This is a genomic window from Nonomuraea sp. B10E15, assembly GCF_039871615.1.
In the GTDB taxonomy this organism is placed as follows: domain Bacteria; phylum Actinomycetota; class Actinomycetes; order Streptosporangiales; family Streptosporangiaceae; genus Nonomuraea.
The window spans coordinates 17,023-35,662 of the sequence record NZ_JBDPMB010000019.1; the positions used below are offsets into that span (position 1 = coordinate 17,023).

Consider the following 18,640-nt stretch of genomic DNA (forward strand, 5'->3'; position numbering starts at 1 on the left):
GCTCATGATGCGGCCTCCCGACGTCGCTGGAGCACGAGGTAGGCGGTGATGAAGACGGCGAGGATGAGCGTGATCGCCACACCCACGCCAGAGGCCGACCCGATGTCGGACCGTACGACCAGCTCGTTGTAGACCCGCACGGCCAGCACCTGGGTCCCGGCGGCTCCCCCGGTCAGCAGGTAGACCTCGTTGAACGTCTGGAAGGTCCAGATGAAGCGGAGCAGCAGCAGGATCGAGACCACGCCGGTCAGCTCCGGCAGGATGACGTACCGGATCCGCTGCCACGGCCCGGCCCCGTCCAGCACCGCGGCCTCCTCCAGGGTGCCCGGCACGGCGTGCAGCCGCGCCGCCACGAACAGGTAGGCCAGCGGGAAGGTGTGCCAGACCAGCACCAGGATCACGCTGCAGAGCGCGAGCGGGATCTCGACGCCGAGCACGGTGATGTCCGGCGTGGTGAGGAACGCGATCGGGGCGTCCCAGCCGAGCAGCCGGGTGCCCACCGCGTTGACGAAGCCGTACTGCGTGTTCAGCAGGCTGCGCCAGGTCTGCGTGGAGGCGACCACCGGCAGCACGTACGGCACCAGCACGAGGGCACTCACCAGCGCCCGCCCGCGGAACGGCCGCCGCAGCGCGACCGCGGTCACCGCGCCGAGCGCCACCGACAGGACCGAGGTGGCCAGCGACAGCACCACGGTGGTACGCAGGGACGTCCAGAAGCCCTCCGAGCGGAAGAGCGCCAGGATGTTCTCCGGGTTCAGCCCGAGGTCGGTCAGGGTGAGGCGGGGCAGCTGAACGAGCTTGATGTCCTGGAACGCCAGCACCAGCACGGCGAGAAACGGCAGGACCACGACGGCGAGCACGACCGCCGTCGTCGGGGCGACGAGGAGCCAGCCGGCCCTGGCCTCCTGCCGGGCGCGCGAACTGCGCCGGGCAGGACGCGGGGTGCCGGTGGCGGTGGTGCGTGCGGTCACTCAGTCTCCTGCTGGACCGCCTCGGCCGCGGCGGCGAGACCCTCGGCCACCTTGGCCGGGTCTCCCGCGGAGAACAGGTCGCCGATGTTCTGCGGCACCACCTGCTGCTGCGTCACCAGGGAGGCCAGCAGCACGTCGTCGGTGCCGGCGCCCCAGCGCACGTAGTTCTCCGAGCCCGTCGCGACCTGCTGGGCGACCTCGTCGCCGTACACCTTGGCGATTGATCCGCCCTGGCCGTCGGCGCCGAGCGGGAGCTTCGACCACGCGTCGATGTACTCGGTCGGGTTCTCGGCGGTGCCGAGACGGACCGGGACCCGCCCGACGGTGGCCATGGCCAGCGAGTCCACGTAGCCATCGGTCATGAGGAACTCGACGTAGTCCTTGGCCGCCTCGGTCTGCGCCCCGGTCGGGATCGACAGCTGCAGCACCGTGCCGAACTGGACCGGCTCGGTGCCGTCCGCGCCGGTGAGCGAGGTGAGGACCCCGGTGTTCTGGGCGAGGAAGCCGGGGTCCTCCTTGCACTCGGGGCAGGTGGGCGGGTTGGCCTCGTCCAGGCCCGCGACCTCGTCGAGGATATGCGAGGAGAACATGAGCATCGACGCCTGGCCGCTCAGGTAGGCTGAGCGGCCGGCTTCGACGTCGAACTGGGCGCCGCCGTTGGTGGCCGCCATCCGCTGGTACACCTCGAGCGCGTGCACGCAGGCGGGAGAGTCGATCGTGACCTTGCCGCCGGCGACCAGTTGGCACCCGTTCGGCAGCACGGACGCCTCCAGCGTCTCGCCGAGCCAGGCGTTGCCCGGCTGGTTGCCCAGCGCGATGCCGCCCTTGCCGTCGGCCGAGAGTTTCTCGGCGGCCGCGGCCAGGTCCTCGATCGTCTTCGGGGCGTCCAGGCCGGCGGCCTCGAACAGGTCGCTGCGGTAGAGGTAGAGGTAGCCCCAGCCGTCCATCGGGACGCCGGACGGCTGGCCGCCGACTTCGATCATGCGCATGGCGCCCTCGGCGAAGGTCTCCTCGCCCAGCCCGGCGATCACCTCGGCGGCCGCCTTCTGGTCGAGGATGCCCTGGTCGACCCAGCTGGCGGACTGCTCCCAGCCGTGCAGGATCACGTCCGGCACCTCGCCGGAGGCGACGTTGGCCAGCAACGTGGTGTTCTGGTCGGGACCGGAGAGCGGCACCACCTCGACCTCGATGCCGGTCTTCGCGGTGAAGCGCGCCGCGATCTCCTCCTGGGCGGTCACCCGCTCCGGGGTCGTCTGCCCCGTCCAGAACGTGAGCTTCGTGACCTCCTCGGCCGCTCCCTCGTTCGGCGTCCCGCCGGAACAGCCGGCGAGCATCACCGCGGCGGCCGCGCTCAGCGCGAACGCCCTGGTCCGATGCCTCATGTCATCTCCTCTCGTCGGCCGGCTCCGTGCCGGCCGGTGCTCCCGCGTCCCGCTCGGGGCCCGTCGTGGCGCGCGCCAGCAGGCGGCGCGCGGTCGCGACGACATCGCCGGTCGGCGTCGTCGCGTGATCGTGCGGCCCGGCGACCCAGGCGTCCTCGATCGCGGCGACGCGCTCGCGGTACTGGGCCAGGCGCTCGTCGGTCAGGGCCCGCTCACCGTCGGAGAGTTCGGCGAGCAGCGCGAACCAGGCCGCCCACCGGGGCCGGTACAGCCCGCCGAGCAGGCCCGCCCAGTGCCGGCCCGAGTAGTCGTGCAGGCCCGAGCCTGGCCGGCCCCAGACGGACAGGATCCGGCGCGCGTCGCGGCCCAGGACGTCCCGCTCTTCGGCGTCGTCACCCCACTCCCGCGCGGCCCGCACCCATGCTCCGGTCAGGCGGTCGGCCCGCGTGCCCGCGAGCTCCTCCAGCCCGTCCAACGCGGCGAGGACCTCGGCCGCGGCCCGCTCGACACCGGCGCGGTCGCCCGCCCTCGACGCGCGGACCGCGGCGCGCACCGGCGCCCGCACACCCTGTGCGACCACGTGGGTCACCACGTCGGCGAGGTCGCCCGCCCACGGGCCGTCCGGCCCGAGCCGCTCAGCCGCGTTGGCCAGCAGTTCCGCCGCTCTGGCCAGCTCGGGCAGGTCGCCCTCGACCCGCGGGTCCGCCTCGGCGTCGATGTTCGCCGACGGCGGCCGGTCCGGGCCGAGCTCCTCCCCCGCCAGGCGCTGGCTGCGGAAGGGCACGTCGGCGTCCCAGGGCCGGGCGATCACCGGCGACGGGATCGACCGGGTCGCGCCGGGGCCGTAGAGCGTCGCGGCCAGGATCCGCCAGGCCTCCAGCGCCGCCCCGCGGACGTCCTCGCCGGCGCCGGCCAGCCGATAGCGGCGGATCACGAACCCGGCGAGCCACGCCTCGACGTCGTCCGGCGGATCCCAGGGAAGGGTGGCTGCCAGCTCGTAGAAAGCCGGGTTCTGCTCCGTGGCCTCGGGGACGAGGCCGAAGCCACGGAGCCGGGCACGCTGCGGGGACGCCTCAACCCGGCGCCACTCCCGGACGAGCCCCCGCAGGTCGCCGTGGAGGGAGAAGCGGCCGCCGAAGTTGTGGATCGCGCACCAGGCCCACGGCCGGTCGGTGATCCCCCGGCTGTCGTCCCACACGGGCGCGTGCTCGGCCCAGAGGTCCAGCAGCAACATCCGGTCGGCCGGCACGTCCCGTACGAAGGCGGCGATGCGGTCGGCCGTCCAGAAGGCACGCTTGAAGTGGAACGGCCAGGCCTGCATGACCCAGGTCGCGTCCGGGTCGGCCCGCCGCAGCCCGCGCCAGATCGTCGCGCCGAGCCGGGCGAGGTAGTCCGGGTCGGCCGACGGCGGGACGGACTCGATGAGCGGGTCGGCGGCGTACAGGTGGTCGGTCCCGAGGAGTGCGCGCTGGTGGCGCGCCACCGCCGCGGCGACCTCGTCGAACGCGGCGCTGCCCGGCTCGAGCAGAGCCGTCGAGAAGTCCTGCCAGGTGGTACGGCGCGAGCCCGCCCCGCCGAGCGCGTCGGGCACATGGCCGCCGAACGCCGGCAGCACCGGGGTCATGCCGAGTTCGCGCTGCCGGGCCAGGACGCGGCGGGCCAGCTCGAGCCGCCGCTCGGGCCAGCGTCTGGGCAACGGCCCGCCCCAGGAGCTGGTGGAGCCCATCAGCGTCCACGGCAGGTAGGGGGCGCCGCCGAGCCAGGCGGCGATCTTGCCCCTACCGGCCCCCAGCTCGGCGAAGGCGGCCGCGAGCACGGCCTCGTGCCCGAGCACCATCAGCGGAGCGTTGATCCCGTGCAGCGCCATCCAGTCGATCTCGCGCTCCCACCTGGACCAGCTCCAGAAGGGGGCCGTGTACCCCGTGGTGACCACGTTGAAGTAGGTGCGCAGCGCGACCGCGGCCACGGCGCCCGTCTCCGGGGCGTCCGGCCAGCCGCCCACGGGCAGGCCGTGCGCGGCTCCGGGGTCGTCCCAGGTGACCTGGACCCCGGCGACGTCGGTGAGGTAGTGGTGCAACCCGGCCCCGAGCGCCGGCAGGTCGCCGCCACGCACGCGCAGCCGTCCCCCGGCGGCCGCGTAGGCGAAGCGGCCGGCGCCGAGCCCGGGGTCGAGCTCGAAGTCGACATCACCGGCGGGCCGGCCCAGGACCCGCTCCGCCAGCGCGCGTGCCGCCCCGGTCACAGCGTCACCACCGCCCCCGTGCGCCGCGACTCCTCGGCCGCGAACGCGATCCGGTGGCTCACGGCCGCGTTGGCCAGCGTGGTCGGCAGCGTGGCGTGCGGGGTCGCGTCCGGCCGCTCCCTGCGCTCCCACACCATCGCCAGGAACTCGCGCATCAGCCCGTCGTCGCCGCCGGCGTGCCCGTCCGACTCCCGGCGGCCGGGCTCGGCGATCAGGTCGGCCTCGTCCACCGGGGCGGTGACCGTGGTGATGACCTCGTCGTCCGGCATGCCCGAGCGACCCTCGGCGTCACGGTCCCACCGTGGCGCGCCCCCGAGCTCGGCGCCGGGGCGCGGCAGAAACCGGCGGAGCGTCACCACACCCGTGTCCAGCCGCGCCTCGATCTCGCCATGCGAACCGAGCAGGCGTACGGTACGGGTGTTGGCCTCGGTGAACGCGCCGATCCGCAGGGTCGCCGTCGTCCCGTCCGCGTAGTCGAGCACGACGACCTGGTGATCGACCGCGTCATTGTCGCAGCGGTAGACGCATCGCCCGTAGGGACCCGTCTCGAGCGCCTTGCGCCGCCCGGCCTCCGACGTGTCCGCGGTCACCGCCGTGACCGGCCAGGTGTTCCGCTCGCGCAGCCGCTCGACGTAGAAGCGCGGCGCGTAGAAGGGGCAGCTCGCCGCCGCGGGGCAGCCGTCGGTGCACCGCTCCGGCGCACCCGCCGGCGCGTTCTCGGGGCGGAACTGCGTCAGGCGGCCCGTGGAGTAGACGCGGTCCGGCGCCGCGCCGACCAGCCAGGTGATGACGTCGAGGTCGTGGCAGGACTTGGCGAGCAGCAGCGGACTCGAGGTGTCCGACCGCCGCCAGTTGCCCCGTACGTAGGAATGCACGAAGTGCCAGTAGCCGGGGTCCTCGGTCTGCTCCAGGTGGATCAGCCGCCCGATCGCGCCCTCGTCCAGCAGCCGCTTGATCTGACGGAAGAACTGCGTGTACCGCAGGACATGGGCGACCGCGACGGGAACATCGGCGGCGGCCACGCGGGCGAGGATCTCGTCGAGCTGGCCGGGCTCGACGGCCACCGGCTTCTCGACGAGGATCGCGTAGCCCAGATCGGCCGCGGCTCCCACCGGTCCGCTGCGGACCCGGTCCGGCGTCGCGACGACGACCGCCTCGGCGAGCCGCTCCCCGGCGAGCATGTCCTCCCATGAGGTGAAGACCCGGTCCGAGGGCAGGCCGTGCGCGGCAGCCATCGCGGCGCGCCGCCCGGGGTCGGGCTCGGCGACGGCGACCACCCGGGCCTGATCGGGGTGGCGCAGGCAGTAGTCCGCGTACGCCTCCGCTCCCCGGTGCCCCGCACCGATCACTCCCAACGTCACCGGCTCCACCCGATCCACCTCTCCCCCAGTTCCCTGTGCGGTGGTCAGGCTTGCGGAGAACCCACACCCACTGCAACGATGCCGGAAATGTCGCACGAAACGCTCACAAAAGCCCTTCCGGTGAACGGAAACGACATCCTTCACGGCATCGACCGGCGGATCGCCGGGGTGCTCCTCGCCCACCCGCGTGCGTCCGCCGCCACGGTCGCGACGATCGCCGGGACCAGCCCGCCGACGGCCTCCCGGCACATCGCCGCCCTGACGGCGCGAGGAACGATCACCGTCGCCGCGGTGGTTGATAGGGAGTGGGCCAACGCCGGGTTCACGGTCTGGCTGCGCGTACGGTGCGAGCCGGGAGCGAGCCGCACCGTCGCCCAGAAGATCGCCGAGTGGCCCGAATCCGGCTACCTCGCCGTCACGGGCGGCGAGGTCGACTGCGTGGCGCAGGTCGCCGTCCGCACCTCGGCCCAGCTGCTCGACATCTCCGCCCGGCAGCTGCGCGAGCTCCCCGGAGTACGCTCGGGCGAGATGCTCCGCGTCATCCGGCGCTTCGCCACGCCGCACGGCTGGACCGCGGGCATCCTGCACACCCGCGAGCTCACCCTCGCCCGCGCCGACCGATGGGACGCCTGGACCGAGGCGGGCGGGACCCGGCAGATCACGACCGACGCCGTCGACGAGGCGATCGTGACCGCCCTCGCCCACGACGGGCGGCTCAGCTGGCGCGAGCTCGGCGCCCGCGCCGGAGTCTCCTCCGCCACGGCCAGCCGCCGCACCGAGGCCCTCATGCGCTGCGGCCCGCTCCGTTTGCGCACCGTCGTCGACCCCGCACAGGTGGGCAGACCCGTAGTCGCCCTGGTCTGGCTGCGCGTGCTGCCCTCACGCCTCGAGGTCGCCGGTCGCACGCTCGCCGACCACCCCGACGTCCTCTCCATCGCCGCCACCACCGGCCGGCACAACCTCTGCGGCGAGATCGCCGTCGCCGACGACGACACGCTCTACCGCTTCCTCACCCACGACGTCGGCGCCATCCCCGGAGTCGCCGAGGTCGAGGTGACCGACGGCCTCCAGGTCCTCAAACGCGCGGCCCGCGTCTTCCCCACGGCGGGCGGTACCGGGTTCGAACCAGTGACCCCTCGGGGGTAGAGCACATCCGGCGATTCAGGGTCTCACCTCGGAAAACATTCCAGCCACATCCCTCGCCATGGAACACAGGGACCGTGTCTGGACGGTGCACGTCTGCGCGAGGAAGGGCGCCGCCGCCCGCGGCAGCCCTTATGGGCTTGAGCAACACATCGCTCATATGCACCAGCAGTTGGCCCGGCACGGTGGTGTGACGTTCGAGGATCGGACGTTGTCCTTCCAACCCGGTCCGGTCCCCGACGAGGGGCAGGAACTCCCCGCTTGGTACGTCGCCCGCCGCTTGTGGCGCGAACAGCTCTACCCTGACGCCGCCATTCAGGATGAGCGGCTACGGCGCCAGCCCATTCACGGCGACTTGCACTGGGACAACATCGTTACGGGGGTCAGCCCACATAAGCCCAAAACCCACATTGAGATGATCTTAAATGGGCGAGCGGGTGGGTTGATGAAGCTGTGATCTTCTTCGTCTGTTGCGCCCGTGTTCGTCTCGCTACGGTGTGTCTTGTCCGTTGGGCGGGGTGAGCCGGGAGGCGCGTGCGGTGACGTCCGTCGAGCGGACCGCCTATCGGCTGTTCCCGCGCTTGATGATGACGCGCGAGCTGTACCTCTTCTACTCCCCCTCGCAGGAGGAACTGGCGTGGGCGAGGGAGAAGACCGACACCGATGAGCCCCTGCTGGCGCTGACGCTCGCGCTCAAGTGCTTTCAGCGTTGGCCCGACCTCATGCGGGTGGCGATCTCCATCCGCGAGGGCAGGCTCAACTCCGTCACCCTGCTGCGCCGGCTGGGCTCCCACTCGCGCAAGAACGAGATCTACCGGGCCTTTCGGGAGGTCGGCCGCAGCGTGCGCACCGTGGCGCTCCTACGTTTCCTCGCCGACCCGGCCCTGCGGCGGCGTATCACCGCGTTCACCAACAAGGTCGAAGGCTTCAACGGCTTCTCCGCCTGGCTGCGCTTCGGCAACGACGGCGTCATCGCCGACAACGACCCGGCCGAGCAGGAGAAGATGATCAAATGCAACTCCCTGCTGGCCAACTGCGTGATCTTCCATACCGCGCTAGACATGATGGAGGTGAGCGTCAGCTTCTGTCGGAGGGCTGGGAGATCGGCGCCGAGGACGTCGCACAACTGTCGCCCTACCTGACCGCGCACATCAGCCGGTTCGGCCTGTACGCGACCGACGTGCTACGTCTGCGTCCGGACGACTTCGACCCCGACCTGCCCGAGATCGACTTCACCACCCTGTCCGAGGCGGCGTAGCGGTGGGCCTGTTACGGCTGTTGTATGGCTGTCAAAGGCGCAGCCCGAGGGGCGCCGCTGCCACGAGGCCACCGTCGATGACGAGGTCCTGACCAGTGATGTACGACGCGTCGTCCGAGGCCAGGAAGGCGACGGCAGCGGCGACATCGTCCGGGTGGCCGAGCGAGCCGAGCGGCACCTCCGCCGTGATGCGGGTCTCCGCGTCGGGGTCGATGGCGGACCGGTACATCTCGGTCTCGATGTAGCCGGGGCTGATGGAGTTGACGCGGATGCCACGCGCCGCGAGGTCGGTGCCGAGCGTGCGGGCGAGATTGTGCACGGCAGCCTTGCTGGCGGCGTAGATCGAGGCCGCAGGGAGGCCTCGGTGCAGGGTCCAGGAGGCGTTGATGACGACAGCGCCTCCGTCGCCCATCAGCGGCAGCGCCGTCTGGATCGTGAAGAACACGCCCTTGAAGTTGATTCCGACGGTGTGGTCGAAGTCCTTCGGGGTGAACTCTGGCCTGAAGTCCGCAATTCCGGCATTGGCGAAGACCGCATCGAGGGCACCACGCCAGGTCTCGATGCGTCGCACGAGGAGATCGCGGTCGGCGTCAACGCTGACGTCCGCGCGGACGGGCAGGACCCGCTCAGAGCCCAGGCGTTCTGCTGCGGCGTCGAGGCGGGGCTGGTCGCGGCCGGTGATGATGACGTACGCGCCCTCGTCGAGAAGCCTGCGCGCGGTCGCGAAGCCGATGCCGCTGGTGCCGCCAGTGATCAAAACTGTTTTGTTCGTGAATCGCTTCATGCCGACAATCCTCGAGCGGCCCGAGCCTACGCGGCAGTGTTGGCTGAACCTGGGTCTGACACCACCACCAAGCGCTCCAGCAGGGCCCCCGTTCCCGTCCCGGGCGCGGGGGTGTGCAGCAACAGGCGGTGGCCGGGCAGTTCGGGCAGCGGCAGCGTGGTGGCCTCGAAGGTCAGCGTCCCCAGGCCGGGAATCTCCAGGGCCTTGGTGCCGTGAGTGGGGCCGCCCACGGGGAGTTCCGCCCAGATCTCGGCGAAGGCGGGGCTAGCGGCGCACATGTCCGCGGCCAGGCGGCCGAATTCGGGATCGTCCGGGTAGCGGGCGGCGTCCGCCCGGAACAGGCCGATCATCGCTCGCGCCGCGTCGTGCCAGTCCACGACTGCCGCACGGTAGCGGGCGTTGGTGAAAAAGCTGACCAGGCAGTTGTGGTCGTACTCGTTGCACTGGAACACGATCTCCGTCGCGCGGTTGACCGCGAGGACGTTCCAGTGCCGGTCGATGACGTACGCGGGCCGCGGCAGCCAGCCCTCCAGCAGTCGCCGCACGGCATCGGGGACCCGTCCATCGGACGGCGCCGCCTGTGGCGGATTGAGGCCGGCGAGGAGGTACAGGTGCTCGCGCTCTGCGGGCTCCAGGCGCAGCACCTTGGCGATGGCGTCCAGGACGTCGGCGGAGACGTTGATGTCGCGTCCCTGCTCGAGCCAGGTGTACCAGGACACTCCTACGCCGGCGAGCACCGCCACCTCCTCCCGCCGCAGCCCGGGCGTACGGCGGCCCTCGCCTGCCTGCATGCCCACGTCAGCGGGCATCACCCGGGCCCGCCGCGACCGGAGGAACGCGCGCATCTCGGAACTGCGCCGCTGCCGCGCATCTGTGGAGAGCCGGGAAATGCCCATCAGGTCATGCTATGTCGTGATCAACAGACCTCGTCTGTACGGCACCCATGCGTGTTGCTGTCCAAGGGTGCTGCCGACCGGGCCGCCTCGTGTGCGAGCACACGGTGCCGCAGCGTTTTCTGGATAGAGGTTTCTGGACGGTGTCGCGCCTGGTCGCTAAGGTGTCCGGAAAAGTACACGTTTCTGGACACCGCCGGGATGATGGCGGATGACCATCTGGGCGTACGCACGAGTCTCGACGCGTGATCAGAACCCGCAGCTCCAGCTCGACGCTCTGGCGGCCAGCGGCTACGACGAACTGGTCATGGAAAGGGAGTCGGGCAAGCGTGGTGTCGCGCGACCGGAGTGGGAGGCGCTTCTGGCGCTGCCGCAGGCGGGGGACACGCTGAAGTTCTGGAAGTCCGACCGGTGGGGCCGTTCGGCGGGGCACGTGCTGACCACGGTCAACGAGCTGCGCGACCGCGGCATCACGGTGGTGTCGCTGACGGAGAACTTCGATCTGGGCATCAAGGAGGGTCGGTTCATGTTCGCGGTCCTGGCCGCAGCCGCCGAGTACGAGCTGGAGCTGCGAGCCGAGCGTCAGACCGAGGGGATCGCCGCCGCCAAGCGCCGCGAGGCCACCGGTGCCATGCTGCCTGGCAGGAAGAAGACCGGTCGGCCGCGCGTCATCGGCCCCGCCGAGCTGGCCACGCTACGCCGCCTGGTCGACGACGGCGTCTCGGTCACAGAAGCGGCCCGCACTCTCAAAATCGGCCGCTCCACCGCCTACGAAGCACTCGCGCGACGCTGACCAGTAGTTTCTCCCACCCTGCATCCCGTTCTGCCAGTTGGTCCCTAGCAAGATCGTTCTCAGCGCCGGTAGCTGTCCACCAATAGAGATCCACTCAAGATCATCTCAATGTGGGTTTGCCGCCCCTCCCAGCTCTCCCGGTGTACTTCTTGACCTGCGACGGGCTTGCCGACACCCCAAGAGGCGCGCCGGGCCGGCGGATCGGACGGTAGGCCAGAGCGCATGGACACCGCCTGGCCTGGCAGACGACGGCCGCGTGCGCTTCGCTGAATTCCGCCTGAAGCTGACGTTGCCGCAGCTCTGCCTGCGCGCCGTCACCGCCGCGGTCACCCCGAACGCGCCGCCGGACGCCTTCCTCGACGCCACCCCCGCCGACATGCTGCAACACCTGGCCGACTTCGAGCACACCTCGGCAACGATCGTCCAGCTGCGTCGATGGTTATCTTGGGTTCTTGGCCCTTTCTCGCAGGTCAGAGCGAGATAATCTTGTCGGGCATGTTAGGCAAGTGGGGCTGATCAGACGGAGCTCCTCGCCAGCCTGGTCGGCCCTCCGCTCCCGAACGTGTCCTGGGCCGTCAGGTAGCGGAACGTGATCGGGGCGGGGCGGCCGACCGAGTCAGCGATGCCAGCCAGATAATGAGCGGCATGCCACAGATCACCGTCGAGTACTCCGCTGCGCTCACCGACGCGTTCGACCGCCACGGGTTCGCACTGGCGTTGCATCCCACCGCGGCCGAGCTGATCGGTAGCGCTCTTCCAGATTTCAAAACCCGCTTCCATTCGATCACCGAGGCGGTCATCGGCAACGGCGAGGTCACCGAGGCGATGATCCATGTGGACCTGGCGATCCTGCCTGGCCGTGACGCGGAACTCAAGACCCATCTGGGCGATCTGACCCTGGCGATGCTGTGCGAGCACATAAAGCCGGGAACGGGGCTGAACATCCAGGTCACCGTAGAGGTTCGGGACATCGCCAGTTACCACAAAAGATGGCTGCCTTGACGCGAGGGCGGTCCTGGTCAGCCTGGGGCTGGTTCGGTGAGCCGGGCTTCGAGGTCGGCGATCATCTGGGTGAGCAGGCTGGGTACAAGCACCAGCATGAGGGTGAGGAGGCTCGCTCGTTGTCGGGCCGGAGCGGGCGCGGCTGCGGGAGCTGGAGCGGGAGAACAAGGAGCTGCGCGAGAAGGTGCAGTTCTTGAAAGAAGCGGCCGCCTTCTTCGCGGGCGAGACTCGGTGAGAGCTCGCTTCGAGCTCATCGACGCGGAGAAGGCCGACCACACCGTCGCGGCGATGTGCGCATGGCTGGGGGTGTCCCGGTCGGGCTACTACGAATGGCGCGGCCGGCCCGCCTCGGCGACCGCTCGCCGGCGTGAGCACCTCAAGCAGCTCATCACTGCCGTCTTCGAGGCCTCGCGTGAGACCTACGGTTACCGGCGGGTGCGCCGCGCGCTGGCCCGGTGCGGCGAGGAATGCTCGGCCGAGCTGGTTCGGCTGCTCATGCGTGAGCTCGGCCTGGTCCCGGTGCAGGCACGAGCCTTCACGCCGACCACGACCGAGCAGGGCGACTTCCTCGGGGGCGACCAGAGCGAGCAGGATCGGGTGGCGGCGTTCTCCTCGCCGCTCCAGGCCCTGAACCGTCGAGCGGCGTGCCACCGTGGCCAGGAACCGGCGCCGCTCCCTCGGCAGCATCGACATATCAAGCTGGTGGGCGTCCATCGCCCGCAGGTACAGCAGCTTGTCGACCGACACTCCGATCGCCGGAACGCTCGCCTCGACCGCCGGCGTGGTCAACCACCGAAGCCGGGACATCCCGATCTCCGCGTCCTCCACCAGCAGCGGATCCAGATCCGCCCGCATCAGCCGCGTCAGCAGATGCGCGACCTTCTGGCTGGTCAGCTTCCCCGCCGCAGTCCGCGCAGCGGTCACCAGTTCCATGAGCGTGACCGCGCCCGGCCGCACTACTTGCGCAGCCTGCAGATGCTCCACCGCCTGCTGGAACAACAGCGATGGGGTGTCGTGCTCCATCGCCCGGTCCGGGAGGAACTGCTCCAGCTCCTTCCACTGGATGCTGCCCGGCGTGGCGTTCTTCCACGTCAGATACTTCATAACCAGCTTCAAATGATCGCTGCGCGTCTGCGGCCGCTTCCGCGTCGACCGGTCGTACTGCTCGAGCATCCCGGGAAACACCGCCATCTGGGTCGCCAACCGCTGCACCGCCGCCTGCGGAACCTGCAGCAGTTCATCAGGGACGAAGCCGAGCCACGGCAACGTGCACAGCTGAACGGCCAACCCCAGCCGGGCGTCGGGACCGCGGCCAGGCACTGCCTGTCCAGTCCCGGTGAGGATCTCAACGCCGGTCGCCGGTACAGCTTCACCGCCTCCCAGCCCGCCGACGGGCTGCGGCCCCTGCGCGATCCAGCCCGAGCCGAGCCCGACGACATCGACGAGTAGGTCCCCGAGGGGACACGTGAGTCCATTAGCTGTCTGTTCTGCTCGAAGAAGGCCTCCCGGCCGAGGCTCTGACCCGGGGTCGTTGAGCCGGATCAGTGTCGCGGCGACCAGCGGCGGCTCTCGCGACGATTGATCAATCCGGCGGCCTCCAACCCGCCGCTGAGCCCTCGATCACACCAGCGCCGTCATGGACGGCGACACGGTCTTCTCCACCTGTGCTCCGGCCAGACGGCCCGCATCCAGCCGGTCAGTGGTGCCGAACTGGCCGGACTCCGCCGTGGTGATGGTGCCGAGCAGGGCCGCCGATCGCGACGTCGCGGATGAACCTGCCGTCCATCGCGGTGACGTCGTCATGGAGCTCGGCCCGCAGGATTGGGATGTCGTCCTCGTGCCCGACCTTGTTACTCCTTGGCATCCCAACCTCCTGACGTCACAACGCCACGCACGGTGAGTGCGTACGAGCAACCTCCCAGCCAGGGCCGACAGATCCCGTTGAAGACCCGAAGTCAGTCAGGGCTGAGTCAGACCCGGTGGGAGGTGCTCACCGACATCATCTCTGTCAGGGTTCGAGGTCGGTCACTCCCTGGCCGCTCGTGATGTCGAACGGAACGGAGACCTGGTCGTGCGTGATCAGCCAGGTGCCGGCGATTTCTCGGAAGCAGTATGTGCCTCGGACCCACATCCCGTCCGTCGAGGTCCCGTCTTTCAAGGTGCCGGTGAGTCGGGCGAAGCAGTGCCCGAACGCCACACCCTCGCCCACGGTGAGCTTCAGGTCGCGAACCTCAAAGGTCACTTCCTCGAAGACCGCGAACACGTTCGCCCAGTTCTTCAGCTTTGCGTCTATCCCTACATGCTGGAGTGGCGGCTCGACGTCGAAGGAGACGATGTCCGTGGCGTAGAGCTGCTTCAAGCCTGCGATGTCTTTGTTTCGGAGGCCTTCGGCCAGCTTGTCGATGTGATTTCTGAGTTCGGTTTCGCTCACTTCTCCTGGTTCCCTTCATTCGTTGTGGGTCAGATGACCTCAGGATTGGCCATCATTCCCATGTCCTCGTGTTCGGCGTTGTGGCAGTGAAAGAGGTCGCGGCCGCGGTAGCCGTCGAAGCGAGTGATGATCTCGGCTGCTTCGCCTGGCCGTAGCGAGATGGTGTCCTTGAGACCCGCATCGTGGGGCGGCGGGGCCTTGCCGCCGCGTGAGAGCACCCGGAAGCCGACCAGGTGCAGGTGGACGGGGTGGTGGATGTCGGCGATCAGCCGCCAGACCTCGATGTCGCCGAGGCGGGTGGTGACGTCGGTGCCGGCGGGGTCGAACGCCTTCCCGCCGATGAGCCAGCCGTGACGTCCGTTCTGGCCGGCGCGGAAGGAGAGGTCGCGCGTCCGGACGGCGCCCGAGCGGCGCCAGCTCGGCAGATCGGACGAGAGCTTTCTGGGGGTACGGCTGTCGTCGGTGGCCTTGCGCGCGACGCGGAAGGCCACCACGTCGCGAGTGCGGCTTGTGCCCAGCCGGTTGATGATGCGGACACGGCCGCCGACCGGGATCTTCTGCGGCTACCCATCGTGCGCACCGTGAAGACCAGCTGGGCCGAGCCACGTCGTGAGGGCGGTCCGGAGAGCGTCAAGGTCTGGCTGCTCGCCGGCGCGGGTGACCCAGGCGACGTGTCCGTCGGGACGGATGAGTACGGCGTCCGCGCCGAGGTCGGAGCCCTTCGCAGGATGGGCGCGGACGAGATCGACTCGGTCCGCCCAGCCGATCACGACGGCGTCGAGCGGCGGGAGACCGCCGAGATCCAGCAGAACCGCGCGAGCGCGGTGCAGCAGTTCGTAGACGCGACCGTGTTCGAGGTCGAGATCCGGCATCCGCATGCCGAGGAGGTCGTCCGTCCCCGCCATCGGATACCTGATGTCGGTCGCCGTGATCATCCCGGCCAGGCGCAGCCGTACCTCGTCGATGCCGATGAGATCACCCAGCACCTCGCGCAGAGCGGAGGTGTGATCGTCCACCCGCCAGAGGGCGGTCTGGGCGCGGGTGTTCTGCAGGACGCGGGCGGCGACCGGGTGGCGTTCTGCCTGGTAGGTGTCGAGCAACAGGGCCGGGGCCTGGCCGCGGACGACGGCGGCGAGCTTCCAGCCGAGGTTGACCGCGTCCTGCACGCCGGTGTTCAGGCCCTGCCCGCCTGCCGGGAAGTGGATGTGCGCGGCGTCGCCGGCCAGGAGGACGCGGCCTTCGCGGTAGCGGTCGGCCTGGCGTGCCGCGTCGCCGTGCCGGGAGAGCCAGCGCGGCGAGTGCATCCCGTAATCCGTCCCGGCGATCTTGAGCAGGGTCTTGCGGAGGGTCTCCAGGGTCACCGGTTCGTCCCGGCCAGCCACGTGATCGAACTCGTTGGTCAGCACCCGGTACCAGTCCGGACCGTAGGACAGCACCGAGAATCTGCCGTGCTCGCGTCCCTCCTGGAAGATGTCGGCGGCGGGCGGCTCGGCGAGCTCGACGTCGCCGAGCATCGCGGTCATCGTGGCCGGCGTGCCGGGGAAGGCGATGCCGGCGAGCGCGCGCACCGTGCTGCGGCCCCCGTCGCAGCCGACAAGGTAGTCCGCCCGGACGCGCGACCCGTCCGCGAGCTCCACCGTGGCGCCCGTCTCGTCCTGGCTGAACCCCGTCACCTCGGCGTCGCGGCTCAGCCGTACCCCCAACTGCGCCGCGCGCTCCTCCAGCAGCCGTTCCACCTCGGCCTGCAAGATGAGCAGAGCGTACGGATATCGCGTCGCCATATCGGATAGGTCGAGACCGAGTCCGGAGAAATGCACCTCCTGTCGCGGCCGTCCGCGCTCGAGGAACCCGTCGAGCAGACCCCGCTGGTCGAGCACCTCCATCGTGCGGATGTGCAGGGCTCCGGCCCGCGATTCCACCGTTCGAGGCTCCGCGGCCCGCTCGAGGACGAGCACATCGATCCCGGCGAGCCCCAGCTCGCACGCGAGCATCAGCCCGGTCGGCCCTGCTCCGGCGATCACTACCTGGGTATCGGTCATGGTCAACTCCTTGGTCATCTTTCAGTCGAATGGGTCAACACGCGCAGAGGAGACGGAGAGGCGTTCGTCGATCGCCTGCCGCCCCGCTTCTGCGGCGGCACCTTCGCTCGCGCCAGACATGCGCGATCGCGACTTACTGCGCTGCGGCTGCCGACTCCTACCGGCTGATCTGACGCGGAACCGTCAGTGCGAGGAGTTTGTCCGGGTTGCGGATGGAGTAGAGGTGGGTGATCTTCCCGTCGACGACATCGGCCAGGACGACACCCTCCAGGTGGTCGCCGCTGTAGGCGGCCATCGCGGGCGCGTTGTTGCAGTTGACGATCTCGATACGCAATTCAGGCAACCGCCCCGGGCGGACCAGTTCCATGACGAGCGCGGCCACTTTCTCCGCGCCCACCACCGGCTGGCGCGTCGCGGTGACCTTGCCGCCGCTGTCGGCGGTATACGTGGCGTCCGGCGCGAGCAGCGAGAGTAGCTCTCCCATGTCACCGGTCGCCGCCGCGGACATGAACTGCTCGGTGATCCGCGTGCACGTCCCGGCGTCGACGGGGTCGAAACGCCTGCGCCGCGCCTGTACGTGCCCGCGGGCGCGGTGCGCCATCTGGCGCACCGTCACCACGGATCTGTCCACCACTGCGGCGATAGCGTCGTAGTCGAACTCGAACACCTCGCGCAGCACGAACACCGCGCGCTCGTCGGGGGTGAGCGTTTCGAGCAGCACCAGCATCGCCATCGACACCGACTCGGCGAGCACCACATCGGCCGACGCGTCGTCCTCGCTGAGCAGCAGCGGCTCGGGCAGCCAGGAGCCGACGTACTCCTCGCGGCGGCGCTTACTCGCCCGCAGGGCGTTGAGCGCCTGACGGGTCACCAGCCGCGCCAGATACGACTTGGTGTCGCGCACCGCCGCGAGATCCACCTTGGCCCACCGCAGATAGCTGTCCTGCAGCACGTCGTCGGATTCTGTCGCCGAACCGAGGATCTCGTAGACGATCGTGAACAGCAGTGGCCGCAGTACGGTGAACCGCTCGGCATGCTCGTCGGTGGTCAGCGGGCGGCCGCCACCTGCGCGAGCCGCGGTCCCGGCTTGGACCACACGATGGTGCCCGGGTTGCGGCCTTCCATGCCGATGCCCATCATCGTCTGGCGGCACTGCTCCTCCTTCATCTGCGCGCCCTCCTGCCCGTCGAAGTAGGTGTCCAAGGAAGTGTCGTCCGCGCGGACGAGCTGCTTTATACCGGCATGCCTGCCCAGGCTGATGCACACCCCCTTGAAACCCTGATCGATCACCGCCGGCGCGGTTCCCGCGATGCGGCTCAGCACGGCGTCGGCGGCCTGCACTCCGAGCGGTATCGCGGCCTGGCAGCTCATCCGCAGCGGCTGCCCCGACGGTGAACCGGCGTCACCCGCCGCGACAATACGGTCGTCATCGACGCTGACCAGCGTTTCGTCCGTGAGCAGCCGACCCAGCTCGTCCACGCGCAACCCGCTGGCCGCCGCCAAGCCCGGCACGCCGAAGCCCGCCGTCCAGATGGTGAGGGCGCTCTGCCGTACCGCTCCATCGGTGAGGACGACCGCGTCCCGCCGGACCTCGGCCACCGCGCTGCCCTCCAGCACCGTGACACCGTTCTCGGACAGCCACGTCGCGACGGATCGGCGGCCAGGAGCGCTGAGGGTGGGGGCCAGGGTTCTCCCTTCGACCAGAGTGACCTTGCGCCCTTGTTCGGCGAGCTCCGCGGCGGTCTCGATGCCGGTCAGCCCGCCGCCGACCACGGTGATCGCGGCCTCGGCCGGCAGCTCCGCCAGCCTGGCGCGCAGCCGCTGGGCACATTCGAGCTCGGCGATGGAGTAGGCGAATTCGGCCGCGCCCGGCACGGAGGAGGGGACTGCGCCGGTGCTGCCGACCGCGTAGATGACGTAGTCGTAGTCCAGCGCAGCGCCCGACGCCAGCCCCACCGTGCGGGAGGCGGTGTCGATACGGGTGGCGTTGTCGACCACCAGCTTGATGCCGTCGCCAAGCAGGGTGCCGTAGTCGACCGAGGGGTCGTAATCGCCGGCGACGAACTGGTGCAGCCGGATCCGTTCGACGAACGTCGGGCGGGAGTTGACCAGGGTGATGTCGACGTCGTCGCGCAACTGGAGGTGGTTGGCCGCGACCGTTCCCGCGTATCCGCCGCCGATGACCACGATCTTGTGTGAAGTGTTGTGTACAGTCACGCCCTCAAGACACCGGGGACCGCAGCGACGTGACCGGAGGCGACGTGACGTGCGTCACTCCACACATAGGCGCGGAACACGTGCTCGCGGCAGAGCCTTCGGCCCATCCCAGACTGTGACACAG

General features: G+C 69.9%; 19 protein-coding genes. 7 read left to right on the forward strand and 12 right to left on the reverse strand.

All coding sequences use genetic code 11. From position 1 onward, the window contains the following. Positions 1-2: 2 nt before the first annotated feature. The 4 genes from ABGB14_RS37010 to ABGB14_RS37025 are packed head-to-tail and all read right to left on the reverse strand — an operon-like array spanning position 3 to position 5,956. A complete protein-coding gene (locus tag ABGB14_RS37010) occupies positions 3-971 on the reverse strand; it encodes a sugar ABC transporter permease (protein ID WP_347648509.1) in 969 nt (322 codons plus the stop codon). Continuing rightward, entirely contained in the window at positions 968-2,353 is a 1,386-nt protein-coding gene (locus ABGB14_RS37015; protein ID WP_347648510.1) for an extracellular solute-binding protein, read from the reverse strand. Before ABGB14_RS37015 ends, ABGB14_RS37010 begins: the two co-directional genes overlap by 4 nt. 1 nt (position 2,354) lies before the next feature. Then, complete coding sequence (locus ABGB14_RS37020; RefSeq protein ID WP_347648511.1) at positions 2,355-4,595, reverse strand: alpha-N-acetylglucosaminidase TIM-barrel domain-containing protein; 2,241 nt, start codon at positions 4,593-4,595, stop codon at positions 2,355-2,357. Next, entirely contained in the window at positions 4,592-5,956 is a 1,365-nt protein-coding gene (locus ABGB14_RS37025; RefSeq protein WP_347648512.1) for a Gfo/Idh/MocA family oxidoreductase, read from the reverse strand. Before ABGB14_RS37025 ends, ABGB14_RS37020 begins: the two co-directional genes overlap by 4 nt. Before the next feature lie 120 nt (positions 5,957-6,076). Between ABGB14_RS37025 and ABGB14_RS37030 the strand changes: the two genes are divergently transcribed. The 3 genes from ABGB14_RS37030 (at position 6,077) to ABGB14_RS37040 (ending at position 8,241) form a co-directional block, all read left to right on the forward strand. Then, positions 6,077-7,102: an Lrp/AsnC family transcriptional regulator gene (locus ABGB14_RS37030; protein WP_347648513.1), complete on the forward strand. Its 1,026-nt coding sequence runs from the start codon at positions 6,077-6,079 to the stop codon at positions 7,100-7,102. Between the two features lie 58 nt (positions 7,103-7,160). Then, positions 7,161-7,556, forward strand: coding sequence for a hypothetical protein (locus ABGB14_RS37035; RefSeq protein WP_347648514.1), 396 nt, complete (start codon positions 7,161-7,163; stop codon positions 7,554-7,556). An 82-nt stretch (positions 7,557-7,638) separates the two neighbouring features. Further along, positions 7,639-8,241, forward strand: coding sequence for a Tn3 family transposase (locus ABGB14_RS37040; RefSeq protein ID WP_347648515.1), 603 nt, complete (start codon positions 7,639-7,641; stop codon positions 8,239-8,241). Between the two features lie 147 nt (positions 8,242-8,388). Here the strand turns inward: ABGB14_RS37040 and ABGB14_RS37045 are convergent, their stop codons facing one another. Continuing rightward, the gene (locus ABGB14_RS37045) at positions 8,389-9,141 is read right to left on the reverse strand and encodes an SDR family oxidoreductase (RefSeq protein WP_347648516.1); all 753 of its coding nucleotides are present in this window, start codon (positions 9,139-9,141) and stop codon (positions 8,389-8,391) included. Positions 9,142-9,167: 26 nt separating this feature from the next. Further along, entirely contained in the window at positions 9,168-10,037 is an 870-nt protein-coding gene (locus tag ABGB14_RS37050; RefSeq protein WP_347648517.1) for a helix-turn-helix transcriptional regulator, read from the reverse strand. A gap of 208 nt (positions 10,038-10,245) precedes the next feature. Between ABGB14_RS37050 and ABGB14_RS37055 the strand changes: the two genes are divergently transcribed. The 4 genes from ABGB14_RS37055 to ABGB14_RS37070 all read left to right on the forward strand — a co-directional run bounded on the left by ABGB14_RS37055 (position 10,246) and on the right by ABGB14_RS37070 (position 13,278). Next, the gene (locus tag ABGB14_RS37055) at positions 10,246-10,827 is read left to right on the forward strand and encodes a recombinase family protein (protein ID WP_347648518.1); all 582 of its coding nucleotides are present in this window, start codon (positions 10,246-10,248) and stop codon (positions 10,825-10,827) included. Between the two features lie 256 nt (positions 10,828-11,083). Continuing rightward, positions 11,084-11,311 carry a hypothetical protein gene (locus ABGB14_RS37060; RefSeq protein ID WP_347648519.1) on the forward strand — a complete coding sequence of 76 codons (228 nt, stop codon included), beginning with the start codon at positions 11,084-11,086 and terminating at the stop codon, positions 11,309-11,311. A 161-nt stretch (positions 11,312-11,472) separates the two neighbouring features. Next, positions 11,473-11,829, forward strand: coding sequence for a hypothetical protein (locus ABGB14_RS37065; RefSeq protein WP_347648520.1), 357 nt, complete (start codon positions 11,473-11,475; stop codon positions 11,827-11,829). A 231-nt stretch (positions 11,830-12,060) separates the two neighbouring features. Beyond that, positions 12,061-13,278: an IS3 family transposase gene (locus tag ABGB14_RS37070; RefSeq protein WP_347648521.1), complete on the forward strand. Its 1,218-nt coding sequence runs from the start codon at positions 12,061-12,063 to the stop codon at positions 13,276-13,278. A gap of 171 nt (positions 13,279-13,449) precedes the next feature. On the opposite strand, the gene ABGB14_RS37075 is transcribed toward ABGB14_RS37070, so the two are convergent. From ABGB14_RS37075 to ABGB14_RS37100, 6 genes are all read right to left on the reverse strand, one after another. Then, positions 13,450-13,632, reverse strand: coding sequence for a hypothetical protein (locus ABGB14_RS37075; protein WP_347648522.1), 183 nt, complete (start codon positions 13,630-13,632; stop codon positions 13,450-13,452). Positions 13,633-13,837: 205 nt separating this feature from the next. Beyond that, on the reverse strand, positions 13,838-14,260 hold the full coding sequence (locus ABGB14_RS37080; protein ID WP_347648523.1) for a nuclear transport factor 2 family protein: 423 nt from the start codon (positions 14,258-14,260) through the stop codon (positions 13,838-13,840). A gap of 29 nt (positions 14,261-14,289) precedes the next feature. Then, the gene (locus tag ABGB14_RS37085; RefSeq protein ID WP_347648524.1) at positions 14,290-14,754 is read right to left on the reverse strand and encodes a multicopper oxidase domain-containing protein; all 465 of its coding nucleotides are present in this window, start codon (positions 14,752-14,754) and stop codon (positions 14,290-14,292) included. A 69-nt stretch (positions 14,755-14,823) separates the two neighbouring features. Next, positions 14,824-16,299 carry an FAD-dependent monooxygenase gene (locus ABGB14_RS37090; RefSeq protein ID WP_347648525.1) on the reverse strand — a complete coding sequence of 492 codons (1,476 nt, stop codon included), beginning with the start codon at positions 16,297-16,299 and terminating at the stop codon, positions 14,824-14,826. Positions 16,300-16,456: 157 nt separating this feature from the next. After that, entirely contained in the window at positions 16,457-17,395 is a 939-nt protein-coding gene (gene sigJ / locus ABGB14_RS37095; protein ID WP_347648526.1) for an RNA polymerase sigma factor SigJ, read from the reverse strand. After that, positions 17,347-18,516: an FAD-dependent oxidoreductase gene (locus tag ABGB14_RS37100; protein WP_347648527.1), complete on the reverse strand. Its 1,170-nt coding sequence runs from the start codon at positions 18,514-18,516 to the stop codon at positions 17,347-17,349. Before ABGB14_RS37100 ends, sigJ begins: the two co-directional genes overlap by 49 nt. Positions 18,517-18,640 lie beyond the last annotated feature (124 nt).